This window comes from Mesomycoplasma ovipneumoniae SC01, from assembly GCF_000218525.1.
Taxonomy (GTDB): Bacteria; Bacillota_I; Bacilli_A; order Mycoplasmatales; family Metamycoplasmataceae; genus Mesomycoplasma; species Mesomycoplasma ovipneumoniae_A.
Genome location: NZ_AFHO01000020.1, coordinates 1 through 22,570, shown reverse-complemented (window position 1 = coordinate 22,570; position 22,570 = coordinate 1). Strand labels below are relative to the sequence as shown.

General features: G+C 28.1%; 12 protein-coding genes and 1 pseudogene. 5 read left to right on the top strand and 8 right to left on the bottom strand.

The genetic code is table 4. The features are described from left to right. Positions 1-492 precede the first annotated feature (492 nt). From MOSC01_RS0103425 to MOSC01_RS0103410, 4 genes are read left to right on the top strand one after another with little or no spacing between them, the layout of a single operon-like run. On the top strand, positions 493-3,174 hold the full coding sequence (locus MOSC01_RS0103425; protein WP_010321396.1) for a type I restriction-modification system subunit M: 2,682 nt from the start codon (positions 493-495) through the stop codon (positions 3,172-3,174). Then, a complete protein-coding gene (locus tag MOSC01_RS04465) occupies positions 3,174-3,944 on the top strand; it encodes a restriction endonuclease subunit S (protein WP_010321395.1) in 771 nt (256 codons plus the stop codon). Before MOSC01_RS0103425 ends, MOSC01_RS04465 begins: the two co-directional genes overlap by 1 nt. Continuing rightward, the gene (locus tag MOSC01_RS04460) at positions 3,899-4,324 is read left to right on the top strand and encodes a restriction endonuclease subunit S (RefSeq protein ID WP_202795923.1); all 426 of its coding nucleotides are present in this window, start codon (positions 3,899-3,901) and stop codon (positions 4,322-4,324) included. Before MOSC01_RS04465 ends, MOSC01_RS04460 begins: the two co-directional genes overlap by 46 nt. Before the next feature lie 6 nt (positions 4,325-4,330). Continuing rightward, a complete protein-coding gene (locus MOSC01_RS0103410; RefSeq protein WP_010321393.1) occupies positions 4,331-7,468 on the top strand; it encodes an HsdR family type I site-specific deoxyribonuclease in 3,138 nt (1,045 codons plus the stop codon). A gap of 695 nt (positions 7,469-8,163) precedes the next feature. Here MOSC01_RS0103410 and MOSC01_RS0103400 read toward each other — a convergent pair. The 7 genes from MOSC01_RS0103400 to MOSC01_RS04920 form a co-directional block, all read right to left on the bottom strand. Beyond that, positions 8,164-11,100: a P110/LppT family adhesin N-terminal domain gene (locus MOSC01_RS0103400; RefSeq protein ID WP_010321392.1), complete on the bottom strand. Its 2,937-nt coding sequence runs from the start codon at positions 11,098-11,100 to the stop codon at positions 8,164-8,166. 32 nt (positions 11,101-11,132) lie between these two features. Continuing rightward, positions 11,133-14,894 (bottom strand): P97 family adhesin, encoded by a 3,762-nt coding sequence (locus MOSC01_RS0103395; RefSeq protein ID WP_010321391.1) that lies wholly within the window; start codon positions 14,892-14,894, stop codon positions 11,133-11,135. Between the two features lie 493 nt (positions 14,895-15,387). Then, complete coding sequence (locus tag MOSC01_RS0103390; RefSeq protein ID WP_010321390.1) at positions 15,388-17,196, bottom strand: hypothetical protein; 1,809 nt, start codon at positions 17,194-17,196, stop codon at positions 15,388-15,390. A 350-nt stretch (positions 17,197-17,546) separates the two neighbouring features. Beyond that, positions 17,547-17,726 carry a hypothetical protein gene (locus MOSC01_RS0103385; protein ID WP_010321389.1) on the bottom strand — a complete coding sequence of 60 codons (180 nt, stop codon included), beginning with the start codon at positions 17,724-17,726 and terminating at the stop codon, positions 17,547-17,549. A 229-nt stretch (positions 17,727-17,955) separates the two neighbouring features. After that, the gene (locus MOSC01_RS04300; protein ID WP_010321388.1) at positions 17,956-19,587 is read right to left on the bottom strand and encodes a hypothetical protein; all 1,632 of its coding nucleotides are present in this window, start codon (positions 19,585-19,587) and stop codon (positions 17,956-17,958) included. Positions 19,588-19,728: 141 nt separating this feature from the next. Next, entirely contained in the window at positions 19,729-19,989 is a 261-nt protein-coding gene (locus MOSC01_RS04925; protein ID WP_069097058.1) for a hypothetical protein, read from the bottom strand. Between the two features lie 18 nt (positions 19,990-20,007). Next, a complete protein-coding gene (locus tag MOSC01_RS04920; RefSeq protein WP_237700267.1) occupies positions 20,008-20,499 on the bottom strand; it encodes a hypothetical protein in 492 nt (163 codons plus the stop codon). 130 nt (positions 20,500-20,629) lie between these two features. On the opposite strand from MOSC01_RS04920, the gene MOSC01_RS04915 reads away from it, so the two are divergent. Beyond that, positions 20,630-20,791 carry a hypothetical protein gene (locus MOSC01_RS04915; protein WP_237700266.1) on the top strand — a complete coding sequence of 54 codons (162 nt, stop codon included), beginning with the start codon at positions 20,630-20,632 and terminating at the stop codon, positions 20,789-20,791. Positions 20,792-21,440: 649 nt separating this feature from the next. Here MOSC01_RS04915 and MOSC01_RS04290 read toward each other — a convergent pair. Further along, positions 21,441-22,570: pseudogene (locus MOSC01_RS04290) on the bottom strand (hypothetical protein); the annotation flags it as partial.

Below are 22,570 nucleotides of genomic sequence, written 5' to 3'. Positions count from 1 at the left end.
ACTTTTTTAAAAAAAAAAAAAAAAAAAAAAAAAAAAAAAATGACTTGCACAGGAAAAGTAAGTTAGTTTATTTTTACTATGTTTCTTTTTTAAAAATGAGCAAATCATTCTAAATAAAAAAGCGTAAGTTTTTTAAATTAAACTTACGCTTGGTTTCATACCGGCGCACCGGTTGCTAGAATTATTATGAGATGGGGATTAAACCAATATTTTTAAAATATTTTTACTTATCTTAAAAATCTCATAATATATATGAAATCGATATTAATTATACCACAACTTTTTTAAAAAGAAGAAAAAAATAAAAAAAATAAAAATGACTTGCACAAGCAACAGTAAATTAGTATATTTTTACTATTTTTCTTTTTTTATTTTTGGGCTAAATTAAAGGAAAAAAGTGAATTTGCAAAATGGTATTTGTGAACTTTATGTGGAAAAAGTTACGAAAATTCCTTAATATGATATAATTTTTTTAATTTACAGGTGGTTTTTATGAGCAAAATAACTAAACAGCAACTTGGCGCAAAAATTTGACATGGTGTCAATAGGTTGCGAAAAAATCTTGAGGCCTATGAATATAAGGACTATATTTTAGGTTTGCTTTTATACAAATTTTTATGTCAAAAACAGACTGAATATTTAATTAGTCAGGAATTTGATAAGGATGATCTCTATCTTTTGGATGATCAATTGGACCGTAGTGATATTGACCTTGGAAATACTGGGGTCTTAAGTTGGGGAGTGGTTGATAGAAAGATAGAGTCATTGAAAGACAAAAATGGATTTTTTATCCAGCATCGGAATTTATTTGATTCTTGAGTCAAAAATAAACAAAAATTTGACATTAAAGCTTTTCAAGGTGCATTTAAGGATTTTAGTGATGGAGTTAATGAAATAGTTAATAAATCTAAAAAGTCTTCTCATGCTTCATTGTTTAAAGGTTTATTTTCTAAATTTGAAACTGATTTGGGAAAACTTGCACCAAATGCCAAGGAACAAACTGAGGTCATTTCTCAACTTATTGATACTATCAATGAAATTCCAACTACTAGACAACAATATGATGTTCTAGGTTTTATTTATGAGTATTTAATTGCTCAATTTGCCTCAACCGCTGGAAAAAAAGCAGGCGAATTTTATACACCTCATGAGGTAAGTGACTTAATCTCACGAATAGTTGCATTTTATTTAAAAGACCGAAAAGATATTAGTATTTATGATCCAACAAGTGGTTCAGGTGGTTTGCTGTTAAACATAGGTCAAGAATTTAAAAAATATAGCGAAAGTTCAATCACTTATTATGCTCAAGAGATTAAAAACGAAACTTATAATTTAACAAGAATGAACTTAATTATGTCAAACATAAATTCCGATCAAATCCATGTTCGTAGAGGAGATACTTTGGAAGATGATTGACCTTTATTTGAAAATGAAGACACTAGCACATATCGATTGTTAACTGTCGATGCTGTTGTCTCAAATCCACCATATTCACAAAGATGAGAGCCAAAAAATGCCGGTCATACAGAAAGATTTGAAGAATATGGAGAGCCGCCTGAAAACAAAGCAGACTATGCTTTTTTATTACACGACTTATATCACATAAAAAATGACGGAATTGGCGCTGTTATTTTGCCACACGGAGTTTTATTTCGGGGAGGTCGTGAAGGGCAAATTAGAAAAAAACTAGTTGAAAAAGGCCAAATCGACGCTATAATTGGACTTCCAGCCAATATGTTTTATGGAACTGGAATTGAAACAGTTATTATCATTTTAAGAAAAGATCGTTTTAAGAATGATATTCTTTTTGTTGATGCCTCAAATTTATTTGTTAAAGATGGTAAAAATAACCGCTTCGCTAAATCACATATCAAAAAAATTGCTGATATTGTTAACTACCGCCTTGAAACTGAAATTTCAAAAATAATCAGTTTTGAAGAAATAGAAAAAAATAATTTTAATTTAAATATTTCACGATATGTTGAACTAACTGGGAAAAAAGAAGAACAACACGACCTATTTTCATTAGTTTTTGGCTCAATTAGCAAAAAAGAACTAAAACGTTTTGATAACTTTTTCCTTAATTTTCCTAAAATCAAGGAAAAAATGTTTAAAGAAAACCAACAAAACAGCGATTATTACGATTTGCTTTCGCAAGACTATATAAATATTATTTATAATGATAGTGATTTTCAAAATTATTTGGAATCATTTGAAACTAAAGTGGTTGACTTTATTAATTTTTTCAAAGATAAGGTGTCTAATATTGATTCAATTAAGAACATTAAGTTAATTGAGCTAGAAAAAGATATAACTGAGTATATTTTTTCATCTTTAAAGTTTCCATTAATTGATACTTATGATGTTTACCAAATTATAATTGATAATTTTGAAAATGTCAAGGAAGATTTAGAACTTTTACGGGAAAATTTTTCTGATTCTGGCAGTCTAGATATCAAAGAATTTTTAAATGATCAAATTGAATCAGTTGATAGCATTAATCAGAAAGAGAAAGATTTTCGTAGAATTAAGTCGTGAAAATCTAAATTTTTTAGCAATGATTTAATTGAGCAAAAATTTTTTCCAAATGAATTTGCTCAATTAAATAAGGTTCAAGATCAAATTGACCAATTTGAATCTGAAATAAAAGAACTATGCCAGATAATTAGTGATGAAGATAAAACTAATGAAATTTATAACGATGAAAAAAACTCTTGAATTCAAAGTGGTATTAAAAAATTAGCTAAAACATTTAAAGATTCAAAAGAATCAAGAGAAAAAGATTCTTTTGAATCTTTAATAATTCAAATTAATGAAAAATATTTAGATATCGATAAAGTAAAAAAAGATTTAACTAATCTAAAAAATGATTTAACTAATAATTCCTACAATCAATATTTGAATTTGAATGAAAAAGATTTTTATGATTTGTTAATTTCAAAATGATGAGAAAAGTTTATTCAAAACTTTAAGGAAAAAAGTGAAGAATTCGTTGATGAGCAAATCTCAGGAATATCCGAAATATTAAACAAATATAAACACACTTTTGTTGATATTCAAAAAAAAGTTTCTGATTTGGAAACAAAAATGTCTACTTTTTTGGATGAACTTGAGGGAAATCCCGCGGACATGGAAGCCATTAAAAAATTATCTAATATTTTGAAGGCAAATTAATGTCCAAAAATAAAAATATTCCTGAAATTAGAACAGAAGGATTTAATCCTTCCTGAGTTAAAAAAAGATTGGCCGATGCTTTAAAACACGAACAATCATGAAAATATATTGAGTCATCAACTAAATATTTTAATCATGGAATTCCCGTTTTAACTCCGGGAAAAACTTTTGTGCTTGGTTATGCAAAAGACACAAAAAATATTAAAAAAGCATCAGAAAATTCACCAATAATTTTATTTGATGATTTTACAACTCAATCTCGCTTTATCAATTTTGATTTCAAAGTTAGAAGTTCTGCGCTTAAATTGTTAATCAATAAAAATCCGAAAGATAATCTTTACTTTCATTATTTAATTTTACAAAAAATTAAATACAATGTAAGACATCATGGCCGCCATTGACTTCCTCTTTTTGTTAATTTTACATTTTTTCAACCAGACTGATCTGAACAGCAAAAAATTTCGCGACTTTTTGAGACACTTGAAAACTTAATTAATAAACTTGAAGAAAAAATGAGCATTCTGAAAAATCTTAAAAATGGTTTTACTAATAAAATGTTTGCTAATTTTAGTTCAGATTTTCCTTCAATTAGATTCAAAGGTTTCAAATCGGCATGAATTATTGATCAAGTCAAAAATTTATTCGAGATTTCCCGAGGTCAATCACTTACTAAAAACCAAATAAAAACTAGACCTGTAGAGAGAGAGAGAGAGACCGCGGATACATCTACCCGGTTTATTCATCGCAAACAGAAAATCACGGGATTTTAGGATATTATAACCAGTTTTTGGCTGAAAATGTCTTGACATGAACGGCCGCTGGGTATGCTGGAGTTGTTAATTTCCGAAAAGGAAAATTTTTTGCAACAGGTTCTTGTGGAATATTAACTTCAAAAAAATATCCTGAAAGCGAATTTTTTGCCATTGCAATTGGATTTCAAACGAAAAAAAATGTTACAAATGGTATTATTCCTTCGCTAAAAATTATCGATATGGCTCAAATTGAGGTAAAATTCACTCCTGATGTTAGCGAACAGCAAAAAATTTCGCAACTTTTTGAAACTTTTGACTCACTAATTCTTGCATATGAGCAAAAAGTTGCCTATTTCCAAAAAATTAAAAAAACTTTATTAAATGAAATGTTTATTTAGGTGAATATGAAAAATTTCAAAAGTGAAAAAGAATTTGAACAAGCAATAGTTGATAGATTAACAAGCCCAAAAAATGGTTGGCAAGGTTTTAGAGATGAATCTGGGCATAAAAATGGGTATAGTGTCATTTTGGAAAATGTCACAGAAGAAATTTTAGTAAAAAATTGGAAAGACATTTTGTTTCATAACAACAAAGACGTACTTAATAATATTAGTCTTAGTGATGAAGAAATGGAACAAGTTATTGAAAAAATTGATAATTGCCCAAACTTTGTTGAAACAAATATATTGCTAACTAATGAGTATATTTCCATTAAAAGATCAAATCCATCGCTAGACCCGGAAAAAATTGGCCAAGAAGTACAACTAAAAATATTTTCAAAAAAAGATATTGGCATAGGAAATAACATTTACCAAATTGCGCGTCAAGTAACATTTAAGACAACAAAGAATGATGAAAAGCGTGCTGATTTAATGCTTTTATTTAACGGGATGCCTTTAATTCATATCGAATTAAAAAATCGATCTGAAAAAATTCAAAGTGCTATAACCCAAATTAAAAATTATGCCAAAAATGGACTTTATAATAGAATCTTCAAATTAGTGCAAATTGTTGTCGCAATGAAACCTAATGAAATGTTGTATTTGCCAAACACAAATGATATTGAAAATATTAATGAAAAAAATTTTTTAAAATGAACTGACAAAAATAATCGTCCTATAAATGATTATTTAGAATTAATTGACAAATTTTTCAGTATTCCAATGGCTCATAAAATGATTGGCGACTATATAATCGCGGATAGCAAGGAAAAAAATCTTAAGGTTTTAAGAAGTTATCAAGTTCATGCAGTTGAAGAAATAATTGGCAGACGATTGAAAAGGGAACTAAATTTTTCTAATAATTTGCATGAATGCCAAAAAGGTGGGTATGTTTGGCACTCGACAGGATCAGGAAAAACGCTAACTAGTTTTAAATTGGCTACTCTTATTTTGGAAAAAGAGCTTAGTGATATTGTAATTTTTGTTGCTGATCGAATTGAACTCGTCACTCAGACATTAAAATCGTTTAATAACTTTAATTCTTCAGGAAAAATCGATGTTATTGAAGCAGAATCAACAGAAAATTTAATTGATCATCTTTCTACTGATTCTATAAGACAAAAATTAATTATAACATCAATTCATAAACAATCAAGGATAACAAATGAAAATTTTAGTAAAAAGTTAAACAAAATTACAAAAAAGAAAAAAATATTCATTTTTGACGAAGCACACCGGACAACATTTGGCGATATGTTTACTAATATTCTCAAAAACATGACAAATTCAGTTATTTTTGGTTTCACAGGTACACCAATACTTGAAATAAACGCTAAAAATAGGGTAAGTTCTGATGATCTCGGGGTAACTACCGAAGATAATTTTGGCCAAAGATTGCACAAATACACAATGGAAAATGCTATGGAAGACAAAAAAGTACTAGCATTTAGTTCAGAATACAGTTTTATGGATCACTTGACTTCTACAACACTAGATTTAGTTCAAGAAAACGTTAAAAATAAAATCGGAATTACTGAGTACCGTTCTAAATTTGGGAAAAATGATAAACAAATTATTGATCTTGAAGAGAAAATTTTCGAAAGATACAGTACAACTCATGAAAAACAATATAAAGAAGAGGTTGTTAAAAATATTTTAGAATGATGACCTAATCGAAGTAATAAATATTTTTATTCGGCAATCCTAACTGTTGAATCAATCGAAAGTGCTATTAAATATTTTGAAATTTTTAGGAAACAAATTGATGAAGACAAGCTAAATTTAAAAGTTACAGCGCTTTTTGATCCTTCAATTGATTCATCTGTTGATTCGTCAAATAAATCGCGAGGATTGGACAAAAAAGAGGATATTGAAAAAATTTTACAACAATACAACAAAGATTTTCGTCAGTCTTTTGATTATAATACCCATAAAAAGTTTAAAAAAGATATTCAAGACAGATTAAAGAGGGATAATTTAACTAAGTTAGAAAACGGCAGTCTCGAAGGTCAATTAGATTTGTTAATTGTTGTTGACCAACTTTTAACAGGTTATGACTCAAAATACATAAACACGGTTTATTTTGATCGACTTCTTAAATACGAACATTTAATTCAGGCAATTTCAAGAACAAACCGCATTGAAAACAACGAAAATAAACCTTTTGGAAATATTGTTTTTTATCACAGGCCAATTTTTTTATATGAAAAGCTTACTGAAGCTTTAAAAGCTTATGCTTATGCCGATCCAAAAATGGCAGATCCGAAAAAAATTGAAGTATTTTACGAGGAAATTAACAAAAATTTTAGAATTTTAGACGAACTTTTTAGCGGATGAGGTTATCCGGATTTTGAGAATGTACGCGAATCTATCGACCCAAATGATGCTAAAAAGTTTGTAGAATCTTTTATAAAAATCAAAAAAAGTTTAATTTGTGCCGAAATTCTTGGATTTAGCTGGAAAAAAAATAAAGAAAATGAGAAAATCTGATTAAATGAAGAGCAGTGAAAAAAGTTAAACGTGAGAATTGAGGATGTTCGAATTGAATATAACAAAACCAATACAAACAAAGAATATGATGAAGTTTTTAATGAATTAGACAATCTTCAACCAAGTGTTTTAAGAGAAAAAATCGATTCTTCATATATTCAAAGTTTGTTTTATGAGTCCAATAAAAAACTAACTTTAGAGGAATTTTTAGCGCAAGTTCAAGGAGAAATTACAAAATTTCTTAAAGTTGACCAGCCATTTGCTAGAGAATGTTTTATTGAAATGTATAAGGGTAATCGAGGCATTGATATTAATATTTGTGTTGATGAAAAACGGAGTGAAAATTCTGATAATGAAATAAATAAATTCGCTGAACAAATGAATATTGATAGTAAAAAACTTAAGAATTATATTAATGATAATAACACTGTTGATCACAACGACCGAATCGAGAGGTTAGTTGAAGGCAGACTAAATGAAGAAGTAAAAGAAAATATTATCAAAATAAAAAATTTAGCTAATACTGATGATAACAAGAATAAAATCAAAAAATACATCCATTATGACGTAGTTTCGGAATTTATCAAATCCCAAAAAGATAAACTTAAATAATAAAAAAAACTTAAATTTATTGTTGTTATTATCTTAACAAAAACTATTTTGTAATATAAAAGTTAATAATGGGTCATTATTTTCTAGGATTACTGATGAACTAGAACTTCTTGTTTGCCAAGAGTTCTCAATAAATTAGCATAAACAGTAAAAAAATTGAGTAAAGGTACTAAATTCGATTTTTTTCTTATCAAATTCGAGTGAAAAACTATTTAAAATTAGCCGATCATCTTGATTGATTTTAATTTTAATATCATCAAAAATCATAAAAAAACAACTACTATTTAAACTCAATGTAAATAGAAAACTCGCTTTTATTTGCATTGAGCCTAAAAAAACATATGAAGTTTTGAAAGAACAATAATTAAATTCATAAATTTGTAGATTTCTAAACGGTCAAATTTAAGGCATCCCATCATATTAAAAAATATAATGGATAATTCGCATTTTCTGATTTTATTAGACAAAAAACATAACTATTTCTCCTTAATTCTAATATTCATTTATTAATTATTCTTAGTGAAGTTCATTATAACATAATTTCATTTTAGACCAAGCATTTTTTTTTTTTTTTTTACAAAGGGTTAAATTTACAATAATAAAATCCCCCTTTGGTTAAAATTCAAAGGGGTTATTTATTTATTTATTTAATTAATTAATTATAATTAGGATTTTTTCAAAATTATTTAAATTTACTAGTTTAAATAAGCATCTACAAAAGATTCTAATGTTTTTTCACGAGCAATTTTGGCAGCATTTTCATCATCGCCAAAATCAGAATTTTTTACAACCGCAAAAGCCTTAATTAAAACTTTTGCTTTTGAATCTGGGAAAACTGGTTTTGGAAGTCCTGAATCATTAGTCTTTTCTTTAACCACTTCAGGATTAGGGCCAATTTGGAAATAATCAAGATTATAGGTGTTAAATTTATTTGGTGAAGGTTTCCCTTGTTCATCTTTGTTAAAAATAGTTTTTGAGTAAACCTTATCAAATTTAGGTCTTTGGCTTGAAGATGAATATCCATTTACCTCTAAAGTTCCAGATCCATCACTTTCTTTATTTATCGAAATTTCGACAACAATTGTTGATCCGTCTTGAATAAACTGGGCGTCTGATTCAAAGTTATTTTTCTGGTTAAATTTTCGGTAAAAAAGTGATCGATTTTGCAAAGTAATTGTTGTCTCGTCATTGCTTTGCCTTGTTAGTTCGGCAAACTGATCAGGTTTAATTTCTTTTAAAACTTCAGGCGGCAAAATTAGAGCTTGTTGATTTGTAACGGGTTTGGCTTCTGGGTCGCCAGCTCCGTTAAAATTAAGTTTAAAATCAAAATCTGAGCCTAAAATAAATGCAAATTGTGGATTAGCATTGTTAATTTGCTGAGCTTCGAAAACCTGACGTGTTTCGCCGTTAGTATTATCGCCCGATCTTGAAAAAGATGGTTTTGCCTGAGTGTTTTTTACTCTTTGGACAAAAATTCCTTTACCTTCTTTTGAAGAAACTAGGTAATGCTTGTTAAAATCGTTAATTCCGCTGATTTTAAAAGCCAAAAAGAATGAACCTTTGTCAATATTAGTTGGATTTTGTGGGGTTGTTTGTGAACCTGAAGGAGCTGAAGGAGCTCCTGATCCTTGAACACCTGAAGTCTCCGAATCGACAGTTGAACTAGTTTGAGTTGGTTGGAATTTTATTGTTCTTGTGATTGAATATCCGTCGTTTTCTTTAGTTATTTTCCCTTTAAATTTAAGCTCGGGGCGACCAAAATCACTAAGAATTGACTCGCCATCTTCTTGAACAACAACATCATTTTTACCGTCAATAAAAACTAAAGGATTAAATTCGCGAGTGATATCATAAGCAGTTTTTTCACTAAAAATATTAGAGATAACTATTTTTGAATCAGCAAGGTTTTCTTGAGTTGTTTTATCAACAAGACTAAAATTTAACTCTAATGCTTTTGACAGCGGGGTTGAATTTAGTTTTAATTCAACATTTTGGGCATTAGTTTTTGCTAAAAGTAAAGTTTTTAGGATTGAAACCCCTAGTCCAAAAGTTTTTGGAGCGCCTGGATTGTCAGTTTGTTGGCTGTTTTCAGATTCAGGATTTTGGGGCTTGACTTCGGTGTCTTTTTTAATGTGCTCTTGTAAATCTTTGGTAAATTGCTGGATTTCTTCAGGAGTTCCTGTTTTTCCATTTTCTAGAAAATAAGTATTAGCAGCAACTTTTTCAATAATTTGATTGTCGTCAGTTTCAGAATTATTTTTAATTATATCAAAAATTTGGCTAACATACAAATTAATTTGGGTGGCTGTTATTGTTGGGCTATTTTCAGGTTTTTGAAATGAAAAATTAGTTGTTTTTGCAAGACTTCCTTGGGCTTTTGCAATTTGTCGCTCCAGAGGTCTTAAATCAGGTTGAAAGTCTATTTCTAAGTCAAAATTTGGGACTTTTAGTGCTAAATTTTGATTTTTTGTTGGGCTAACATTAACTAAAAAGCGAACTTGTTGGTTCTTTAAAAGTTCATCTTTTTCGGAGTCTTGAACTTTTTTCAAAGAAGGTATGATTTCTAGATCCCAAATATCGCTATCATTTGCGCGGAATTTAAAGGATTTTAGGAAATTAGATTCAAAAAATGAACTAAAATTAAAGTCTGTATTTGCTTTTTGGTATAAAACTTCTGCCAGAGATTGATCTTTATTAATTAAATCAGCTTGAACTTGAGCTTTTAGTTTGAAAATATCTTGACCACTTTGGCTGATAAAATCAGCTAAATCGCTAAAAATTTTGGACAAATTGGTGAGTCCTTGAATTGGAAGTTCGAAATTTGTTTTTGATTTAGTATCTAAATTTTGAATTTCTAAATTTAGACTTAAAGTTGCCTTTGAATCATCAAGTGAAGAAAAACTAAGATTTTTGTCTTTTAAAACAGGACTAATAATTTGTTTTGAACTTAAAAAAGTAGGCAAATTTTGCGCATTAATTAGGTTAAGTCCGATATTATTTTCAATAAAAGCACGCTCAAGTGCCCGAGCAGGACTTAAATTTTTCAAGAATTTTGAATAGGAGTCTTGAATTTTTGCTTTTAGTTCACTTGGATTAACTAATTTTCTGGATTTTAATATTAGCGAAGATCTTTTTGTGTCAATATCAAAATTTTCGAGCTGATTTGAGTCAGATTTTGTGCTAAATCCGGTTAAATTAATTTTTTTACTAATTGTTGCATTAGTTTTAGGATCGCTGACAAAAACTAAAACATCATTAATTGCGCTATTTTCAACTTTTACATCTTTTAAGTCAAAACTAATTTCAAAACCGTTATTTTTTAGCTCATCAAAGTTAAAAACTGTCGCTAAATCCAATCTATATAAAGGATTTGTTGCTAATTCAAACGCTGATTTTGCTGATAAATCACTAAAATTAGTTTGAATTTTAACCTTATCTAGTAGTCCAAAAACTTGTTGTCTATCAATTCCGGCATCAGAATCAAGTTTGAAATCTTTAGGTTGTTCAACAACCTTTTGAAAATATGATTTATTATAACTATTAAATCCAAGGGCAATTCCGACAACTGCTGAGGCAAAAATTGTCGTTCCTAACCCAATTGTTATTATTTTCATATGCTTTTTTGCATTCATTTTAATTCCTTATTTTAACTTTACTCTGTATTTTATGTTGTTGATGAATCAGTTGTAGTTTGACTTTGGCTAACTTGTTTAATTACAGTAATATTGAATCTTTTTGAATAACGATATTTTTCTTCTTTTGGTTGTTCGGTTGGTGGGGTTGGAGCTTCGGCGGGCGCTGGAGCTGCTGGAGATGGAGCTGGGGAAGTTGCTGGCTCAGCCGCTGGAGCGGGTGATGCTGCTGCTGGGGCAGGAGCCGGAGATGGAGATGCTGGACTTTCTGAAGCTAAAACTTGTTTTGTTTCAACAGTTGCAGGTTCAGTCGATCCACTTTCTTGTTGACCGGTTCCTTGATCTGAAGTGCTTCCATTATTTTGTTGTTGACCGGTTTGACCTTGATCTGAAGTGCTTTCACTATCAGTTTGTCCTTGATCAGTTTTGGCTTGATCCGAACTTGTTTCATCATTTTTTTCTTTTTGATCAACTATTTCATCGGCAGTAAGCTTTTCTAGATAAGATTCTGGAATTCCTACTTGAATTGTGATAAGTTTTTTATTTGGATCCTTTAAAATATCATCCTTAATTTCGATGTTAATTTTTAATTTAGGGCTATCTTTTTCTGTTGAAGTAAATAAACTAGTAAAACTTTGTGTAAGAATTTGGCTAATTTCTGCACCAAATTTTGGTAATTTTTGTGTAAGCTCGTCTTGTTTTTGTTGAGGTTCAACAGGGGTTTGAGTTTCGGTATTGCTTTCTGTTGTCTCAGCATCTTGAGTTTGTTGTTCGCCTTCAGTTTCTTGGACTTCTTGAACTTGTTGTTCGACCTCAGCTTGTTGAGTTTCTTGAGTTTCTTCGCCTTGTTGAGGTTGCTCAGTATCGTTAAAAAGTTTTACAAGTTCTTTTGGTTCTAAATTTTGTAAATAAATACTAGAAACCAAAGCTGATTGAACCGCTACACTTCCTTCTGATCCGCTTGTTGTCGCAGTATTTGCGTTAGTTAATTTATCAAAATCTTCCGCACTTAGGTGAATTGTTTGGTAAGAAACGGGAATTGCATCGATTATTTGGTCAAGTTTTTTAGTAATTTCGTTAATTTTTGCAGTTTTTTCGTCAATTGTTTTGAGTATTAATGTGGTTTTTGGACTTTCAAAAAGTGGAACACTAATTTTTCCAGATTCATCTTTTATTCCTAATTTGTAATAATAGTTAATTGCTTTATAATTTTTTGAAGCATCTTGACTTTGACCAGAAGAAGGGTTTTGTTTTTTAATTTCCTCGAGTTCGCTTAGTGAAATTTCATCGTTTGGTTCAAAAATAATTTCTGAATCTAGAAGGGCAATTTCTGACCAATTTTGATAATTATTTAGAAGACCTGCTTTGAAATAAAAGGCGCTAATTACATCTGCTAAAGTTTCAAAATTAGCGATATTTTCGTCAATTTTTTCAAATTTTGCAATTTCATCACTATTTAGGGCAAAAAGGTTTAGACTTGTTAATGATTCAAGAATTGTTCCGTCATTTTTTAAAGTTGAAATTTTGCTTTTAACATCTTTAGTTAAAAATAATGTTGATAGAAATCCTGAATTTTGAAGGTTGGTATATTGATTGTTAAAACTAAATTTCTTAAAATTGCTTGAATTAAGTTTAACTTGTCTTGCACTTTCGAAAATTTTATTTCAATCAAAATTATAATCTCTATCAAGATCAACAAAATTAAAAATTAAACCTGATGTTTTTAAAAAATCAACAAATGCTTGAACTACAATTCTAGGATTTTGTTTTGCTAAAAATGAATAAAAAGCGCCAGTTTCATTAGGATTTTGTAAAAACTGAGTAGAATTTAATGAAATTGTGCCGGTTTTTTGCGCATGTAATGAAGTATCCTTCACAAAACTATTTGCATAGTCAAATGGGAAAATTAATGTTCCACTTCAAGCTTTGATTAGACTTTCATGATCTGAAAAATTATAATTATAACCACTTAGACTTTGAAGATGACGACTTAATTTTTCAAAATCATTATCTTGAATTAGTTGATCAATTTCTTTTTTACTATAAGGATTGTTAGAATCTAGTAAAAAGTATTTGTATTTTGGTTGTTTTTTGATCTGAGTATTACCTTCAACTTCGGTAGAAGATTCAGTTTGGGCTGTTGTGTCAGTTGTGTCAGTTGCTGCAGGTGTTGTAGCAGTTGTAGATTCGGTGGTAGCACCTTCTTGTACAGCAACTTGTTCTGGCTCTGATTCTTCGGTTTTTTGACTATTTTCGGTTTCAGGAAGTTCTTGTTTATCCTTAGCAGTATCATCTTTTCTAAACATTTTTAAATCAAAATTTGGATTTAAAAAAAGAAAATAGCGCCCATCGTCAATTTTTTGGTCGCTATTTTCATCAATAATGCTAAAGTTTTCTAGGTTAAGAACGCCTAATTTTTCTTCAACTATTTCCGATGATTCATTACCATAAAATTTCTCAGAAATTTGAATTTTATAAGGTAATTTTAAGTCAAATTTACTGTCATTTTTAGAAATTTCAACATTAAAAGGGTCAAAAACTAAATTAACACCTTGATTAGGTAATTTATTTGATGAATTTTTTAATCCAATATTCAAAGGTTTTTCTAAAACTTGATTGATTATTTGAACGATTTCTTTATTAATTTTTTCGTTTTTTATGTCAAAGTTGGATAAGGTGAATTTTGTTTGTAATAAATTTAGAAAATCTAGAACACTAATATTGACTAATTTTTTCGATTCAGTATTTGATAACTCGATACTATCTATTAAAGATTTTGAAGTTGTAAATAAGGAATTTCCTTCATTATCAACAATTCTAACTGGTTCAATTCAACTTTTAACTTCAGGAAAATCAAGTAATTTTTGAGCTTCTAAACTAAATTCAGCTTTTAAAAATAAATTTAAAAAACCACTACCATCAACAAAGGCATATTCATTTGTTAACTGATTTTTTTCAAACGAAAAATTAAAGATTTTATTATTAGAATCAGGAATTAAATTTTCCTCACTATTATATAGATCAAACAAAATATGCTTGATTTGCGGTAATAATTTACTTATTTTATTTTCAAGCTCCTTTGAAGTACGAGCTAAATTGAAAAAACTTGATATGTCCTCAGCTCGACTTAGAAAAATGTTGTCCTTTAAAGTCGTTTGGGTATTTTCCAAATCAGCTGAGAATTGTTTGGTTGAGTTTTTATCTTTTAGACTAGAAAATTTAGTCTGAAAAAGTTTAATAATTTTTTGTAATTTAGAGCTAAAATTTGAACGTAAAAACTGTGATTTTTGCAAAAAACTAATTTCCTGAGAATAAATATCTGAGTATACAAAACTTTGGTCAGGCAACTTTTGTTTAACTTGATATTTAATTTCAAAACTTCGACTATTATCATTTGCTGTAATATCAACAAATTTTAAGTGTGGTTTCTGAAGATCAACTTCATCAGTAAGATCAATTTTCTGGTTTAGATCATTTATTTTTTGAAAAACATCAACAAGACGACTAAGATCAAGGTCATTTTGTTTGTTTCCATTTTCATCAAAAATTATGTTTTTTATAGTATAATAATCATCATTAGCAGATAAATCACCTAATTTAAATGAGACTAAGTTAATTTTTTTGGCAAAATTTTGAACATTTTCACGCGGATTACCCGAATAAGAAATCCGAGTAGTTAAAACGGCAGTAGCCGTGAAAACCCCAATTCCAAAAAGACTAACTGCTATTCCCGTTTTTGACAAAATATTTTTTCTCAAAACATTAAATAGTGATTTTTGTTTAGGTTTACTCATAATTATATAATTATACTCTAAAGTAAAATTAAATTGCCTATTAATTTAAAAAATTAAGCCCAATTTTTGGATTCAAATCATGATACAAAATTTGCTGGCCGTAAATTTTCTAATTTTTTAAAATAAAAAAGCATCCAATAATCAATGTAGCCAAATAAAGTCTTAAAAACCACTCAATTCAATTTTTTTATGCGATTTTGCAAGTGGAATTGATTAATATTTAAAGCAAAAATTTTGAAAATAAAATATTACTTATCAAAAAAATAAGTTCATTTATTCATCGCTATGACAAATTAAAACTTCAGAGTTGGCTATCATATAAAAGTCTAAGTTTTTATATCAGTTAAATTATTTATTTAGATCTGAAAAAATAAATTGGCAGAAAAATTCAGGCAACTTTTGCAAATAAACAAAATTTTTTCTAACAAAATTTTTACTTTTGAATAAACAAAAATAAAAAAGCTAAAAATTTTAAAAAAAGAATTTAAAATTTTTAGCTTCGAAGTTTTTCACCATCAAAAAGATCAGCAAACATTTTTTCATCATCACGAGCTTTCTCACTATATTCGCCGCGAAAATCTGTTTTTGAAATTTCTTCAAAATAGTAATTTTTGTCTTTAGAATTTCAAGAAAAATCAAAGTGCCTTTCTAAAATCAATTTCTTTTCTTGTTGGCTATATAAACCTGAATTTTCTACAAACTGTCGAAAATTGTCAAATTCATGAGTTGTTTCTTCTTGATATTTTTTAATTGCATCACGATATAAAATTAGTTCTTCCATAGATGATTCAATTACATTTTTGTTTAATTGATTTGATTTTGGTGGAGAATAAAAAACAAACTGTGGATCTTGGTTATTTCTCAAAAAAATATCTTGCTCAAGTTTGACTAATTTTTCCTTAAAATAATATTTTAAAATTTCGTATTTACCTTGAAAAATATCATCATATAGATTTGAATGGCCAACTCAGTAATAAATTTTTTGCCCGTCAACATACAGCAAAATAAAATTTTTTAAGGAAATTGGCGAAATTCAGCCAGTGTTGGTACTATAAGCAGAACGATAATACGGTTTAAACCAAAAAACTGGTTTTTTTGAGTCAAATTGTGCAATTATTTCATCAAAAAGACCATATTCTTGTCCGCCAAAGTAAAAAATTTGGAAATTTTCAAGTTTAAGTTTGGTCCAACTTGGTAAAATAGAACAATCAGGGTCAACAAGCTCAGCATTCTCGGTGTGGAAAAAATATCTAGGACCAAATAAAATTTGCAACAAATAGATAAATTCAATTTTATTTGTTCATTTATTCAAATTATCATAATAAAATTGGCCTATTTTATCAAAAAGGTTGATGCAAAATTTTCGATATTCAGGACCGAATTTATCAAATCAACTAAGAATAAATTTATCCCGGTTTTCAAAATTTAGATCAAGCTTTTTAATCCCGTATTTTTCAAATTTTTTAAGCAAATTTTCATAAGTTTCAAAAGTAAATACATTTTGAATTGGTTCAATTTGGGTTTTTTCGCCAAAATTATAATTCTCTTTTAGCAACAAATTGTAGATATTTTCTACGTTTTGTCCTAAATATGGTTTGTTTATATCTACAAATTTTGAATTATATTCATATCTTTTTGATAAAAAATCAAAGATTTTTTCCCGATAATTTCATAAATTTTTTGGCTTTGCATAAGGAACGCTTTCTTTGATTTCCTTAATTATCAGATTTTCAATTTTTTTTAGTTCATCTTTTGATTTGAACATTTTTTGAAAAACTGCAGGAAAGGAAATTGAAAATTCACATTTTCCTGTATCACCAAAATTTTCAAAAGCAACGATTACCGATCTAAAGCCTTTAGTGTCATAGGGTGAGTCCGAAAAATAGGGTTTTCATTTATACTCATCACTTAGATTTTCTTTTTTTCGACAATAATCTTCATCACCTCATCTACGAGATAAACACCTAATTTCATCATAAAAATCAAAGTCATGCAGTTTTTTCAAAAAAAAGACTGTTTTTGGAATATCTTCTAGTCTTAAATTATAAACATAATCATCACGTTTGTAATCTAAGCCAATAATAGTTTCAATTGGATTGTCTACAACCGCGCAAAAATCCATGACATAGACTCATAAAAAGTCTGGAATTGTTTCATATTTTTCATAGGGATCACAGGGTAAATCATTATCATCGGAAAATATGTGTTCAACTGAGCAATAAGTTTTAAAATCAATTTCTAAATATTTTAGTTTTTTTAATTGTTTTCTTGTTTTAGACATCAAATCTAATTGGTTTTTCATATAAAAATCCACCTTTTCAACATTTAACATTTTTATTATTCGTATACTGATTTATAAAAAAGAAAGTTTTTCAACCCATGCTTGATTTTGAAATTCTCTAAATTAAACAACATCACCTTTAAATTTTAGTTTTGGTACGCCTTTTTCAAAATAGAGCTAAACTTTTTTGCTAACAAATTTAAGTAAATAACTATTTAAAATAGCTGACCATATTGATTAATTTAATTTCAATATCATCTGATTAGGAGGGGTTGAATTAGTGCTTGTTTTATTTAGATATGTTTGGGCTTTTTTAATATTTGCATTAATAACAAGCGAATTTACATGGTTTTTGGTTGAAAAAATTTGGGCTAAATATCAAAATTTAGCAGTTTTTTTGATTTTAATAAATCTAAATCACGGGTTGTGAGTTTAAAATCTGAATAGATTGTATTTTGAAAATGTCAAAAGAGACTAAAAACACTAAGACTTAATAATCAAAAAGTAATAATATTAACAATAAACTTAAAAAGTTTCAGTTTTTTATTCATGTTTTCTCCCTTTTTATATACTATATTCAAATTCTTTACTCATTAAAATTATAGCATACATTAAAATTTTTAGGGAAAATATCGTTAAAAATTCAGAGTCTTAAAAAATAAATTGATAAAAAATTCAAGCAAGTTTTGTAAATAAACAAAATTTTTCTAACAAAATATTTATTTTTAAATAAACAAAAATAAAAAATCTAAAAATTTAAAAAAAAGAATTTTAAAATTTTTAGCTTCGAAGTTTTTCGCCATCAAAAAGATCAGCAAACATTTTCTCATCATCACGAGCTTTCTCACTATATTCGCCGCGAAAATCTATTTTTGCAATCTCTTCAAAATAGTAATTTTTTCCTCAATAATTTAAAGAAAAATCAAAGTGTTTTTCTAAAATCAATTTCTTTTCTTGCAAGTTATAAAAACTTGAATTTTTTACGAAGTTTTGAAAAGATAAGTAATCATCAGGAGTTTCTTGGCGATATTGCTTCATTGCATCGCGAAATAAAATTAGTTCTTCCATTGAAGATTCAATTACATTTTTAGTTAGATAATTTTGATTTGGAAAATAAGCAAATAACTGGGGATCTTGGTTATTTCGCAAAAAAATATCTTGTTCAAGTTTGACTAATTTTTGCTTAAAATAATATTTCAAAATTTGGTATTTACCTTGATAAATATCATCATATAAATTTGAATGGCCAACTCAGTAATAAATTTTTTGACCATCGACATATAATAAAATAAAATTTTTTAAGGAAATTGGCGAGATTCAGCCAGTTTCGGTGCTATAAGCGAAACGATAATACGGTTTAAATCAAAAAACTGGTTTTTTTGAGTCAAATTGTGCAATTATTTCATCAAAAAGTCCATATTGTTGCCCGCCAAAATAAAAAATTTGGAAATTTTCCAGTTTTAGTTTAGCCCAACTTGGTAAAATAGAACAATCAGGATCAGTAAGATGCACATTCTCAGTATCTAAATAATATCTAGGACCAAATAAAATTTGCAATAAATAGATAAATTCAATTTTATTTGTTCATTTATTCAAATTATCATAATAAAATTGGCCTTTTTTACCAAAAAGGTTGATACAATATTTTCGATATTCAGGACCGAATTTATCAAATCAACTAAGAATAAATTTATCGCGGCTTTCAATGTTTAAATCAAGCTTTTTAATCCCGTATTTTTTAAATTTTTCAAGTATTTTTTCATATTTTTCAAAAGTAAATACATTTTGAATTGGTTCAATTTGGGTTTTTTTGCCAAAATTATAACCCTGTTTTAATAGCAAATTGTAGATATTTTCTACATTTTGCCCTAAATATGGTTTGTTTATATCTACATATTCTGAGTTATATTCATATCTTTTTGATAAAAAATCAAAAATTTTTTCGCCATAATTTGCTAAATTTTTTGGCTTTGCATAAGGAACACTTTCTTTGATTTCCTTAATAATTAAGGATTCAATTTCTTTTAGTTTTTCTACTGATTTAAATATTTTTCTAAAAACGATAGGATAAGAAATTGAAAATTCACATTTTTCAGTGTCATTAAAGTTTTCAAAGGCAACAACAAGCTTTTTCAAACCTTTAGTGTCGTAGTATGTATCTGAAAAATAAACTTGAGGAACAGGTTCGCCAATTTGATCTTTATTTTTTTGACAATATTCTTCATCTTCATAAGTATGACTGCCAATCAAGCACCTAATCTCATTATAAAAATGGAAATTTTCGAGATTTTTAGAAAAAAAAACAGTTTTTGAAATATCTGCTAATTTTAAGTTATAGATATAGCCATCCTGTTTATAGTCAATACCAATAATTGTCTCAATCGGGTTAGTAGCATCAAAACAAAAATCCATCCATAAACTCATAAAAAATCAGGTATTCGAGCAAATCTATCTTCACAGTCGCGATCATAATTTTGAATTATACTTTCAACTAAGCAACGACTTTTAATATTAATTTCTAAATATTTTAGTTTTTTTAATTGATTTTTTGCTTTAGACTTCAAATCTAATTGGTGTTCCATATAAAAAATGTACCTTTTCTACACTTAACATTTTATTCCTTTTTACATGTTCATTTTTAAATCTTGCTCTTCTTACATGATAACTTGGAAAAAAAATTTTTGTGTATGATTTTGGATTAGATTTTTCTTCAGGAATCTTAAAAACGTTTTTAGGGTCGGTTCAATCAATAGAATCATGAGCAAGTCCGCTCCCGGTAACAAAAGGACCTTTAGTAAAACTAAACCAGGACAAAAAGCCAACACCTTAGTGTTAATTTTTTTTGTCCTGGTTTAAACTGCGATCTTTATTTAAATTATTATATCGTGGTCCTAGCCGTTGGTTTCCTACAATCAAATTTGCTGTATCTCTTGTTTTTTCAGCCAGATTTTTCATAACTCATCAATTATGTGAATAAAAATCAATAGGTGATTTTAATTTTTCCTCCATATTTTTACGGTCATAATAATTATCATTAATTTTAGCTTTTATCGAACTAGGCAGGAAATTATCAATAACAATTTGAGTTAATTTTGACTGCATTGTTAAATTTGAAACGGCTCAAAGTCAAGCTGCAGTTTCTGGAATTGCTTGTTCACTAATAACAAAATATGATTTTAAGCCTTCAGTGTGAAAATTAAAAAATCAAGCTGGATGGATTCCAGTGTATTGTCTTAATTTTTTCTCATCTTTTACAACAGAAAGTCTTAATGTCGTTGTATTTGCTATTGTTTTAATTCTAGACTTACTTTTTCCTTTTGTCAATTTATCTAAATCAACTTCAATTGAGTCAGTACCTCTTGAAACAATAGGACTATCATCATCCTTGTGGACAGGATTTGCAGGCCGATTATTATTCCATCATCTTCCAACATCACTAATAATATTCGGAAAAATGCCCGCAGCAATACCAATAACCGAACCAACGATAGCAGCTCCAACAGCATATCAAAATAATCCACCAAAAGCAGCAGCAGGAGCAGCAACAATAGCAGCTGGTGCCGCAGTTTTTTCAATCCGAGTTTTATTTTGAAGCTGTCTAAAGTCAAAAACATAACCTTCTAATTTTAGTTTTGGTACACCTTCTTCAAAATAGAGTTCAACTTTTTTGTTAACAAATTCAAGTGAAGCACTATTTAAAATTACCTCACCTTCTTGATTAATTTGAATTTGAATATCATCTAGATTAGGAGAGTCTGAATTAGTGCTTGTTTTGTTTAGATGTGTTTTGGCTTTTTTAATATTTGCATTGATGACAAGCGAATTTTGTTGGTTTTTGGCTGAAACAATTTGGACTAAATCATCAAAATTTACCGGTTTTTTTGAATTTGATAGTTCTATATCACGAGTTTCAAGTTTAAAATCTGAATAGCTTTTTGTATTTTGAAAGTGTCAAAGCGGACCAAAAACACTTAGGCTTAATGATGAAAAAGCAATAATATTACTGATAAACTTAAAAAGTTTCAGTTTTTTCTTTATGTTTTCTCCTTATTTATATACTATATTCAAATTCATTAGTGTTTAAATTATAGCATAAATTAAAACTTTTTAGGGAAAATTTCATTTAAAATTCAACTCTTAAAAAATAAATTGGCAGAAAAAATTCAGGAGCTTTTGCAAGTAAACAAAATTTTTATAGCAAAATCTTATTTTTGAATAAGCAAAAATAAAAAAAGCTAAAAATTTAAAAAAAGAATTTAAAATTTTTAGCTTCGAAGTTTTTCACCATCGAAAAGATCAGCAAACATTTTTTCATCATCACGGGCTTTCTCACTATATTCACCACGAAAATCTGTTTTTGTAATCTCTTCAAAATAGTAATTTTTGTCTTCATAATCTCAAGAAAAATCAAAGTGTCTTTCTAAAATCAATTTCTTTTCCTGTTGATTATATAAACTCGAATTTTCTACAAAATCATCAAAATACTTAAATTCATGAGTTGTTTCTTCTTGAAATTTTTTAATTGCATCACGATATAAAATTAGTTCTTCCATAGAAGATTCAATTACATTTTTATTTAAATGATTTGATTTTGATGGAGAAGAAAAAACAAACTGCGGATCTTGGTTGTTTCGCAGAAAAATATCTTGCTCAAGTTTGACTAATTTTTCCTTAAAATAATATTTTAGAATTTCGTATTTACCTTGATAAATATCATCATATAAATTTGAATGGCCAAATCAGTAATAAATTTTTTGCCCGTCAACATACAGTAAAATGAAATTTTTTAGGGAAATTGGTGAAATTCAGCCAGTGTTGGTGGTATAAGCCGAACGATAATACGGTTTAAACCAAAAAACTGGTTTTTTTGAGTCAAATTGGGAAATTATTTCATCAAAAAGACCATATTCTTGGCCACCAACGTAAAAAATTTGGAAATTTTCCAGTTTAAGTTTAGCTCAACTTGGTAAAATAAAATAATCCGGTTCGTCAATGTCAACATTTTCAGTGGGAAAATAATATCTGGGACCAAATAAAATTTGCAACAAATAAATAAATTCAATTTTATTTGTTCATTTATTCAAATTATCATAATAAAATTGACCTTTTTTACCAAAAAGGTTGATGCAAAATTTTCGATATTCAGGCCCGAATTTATCAAATCAACTAAGAATAAATTTATCCCGGTTTTCAATGTTTAGATCAAGCTTTTTAATTCCGTATTTTTTAAATTTTTTAAGTAAATTTTCATAAGTTTCAAAGATAAATACATTTTGAATTGGTTGAATTTGGGTTTTTTTGCCAAAATTATAATTCTCTTTTAATAATAAATTGTAGATATTTTCTACATTTTGTCCTAAATATGGTTTGTTTGTATCTACAAATTTTGAATTAT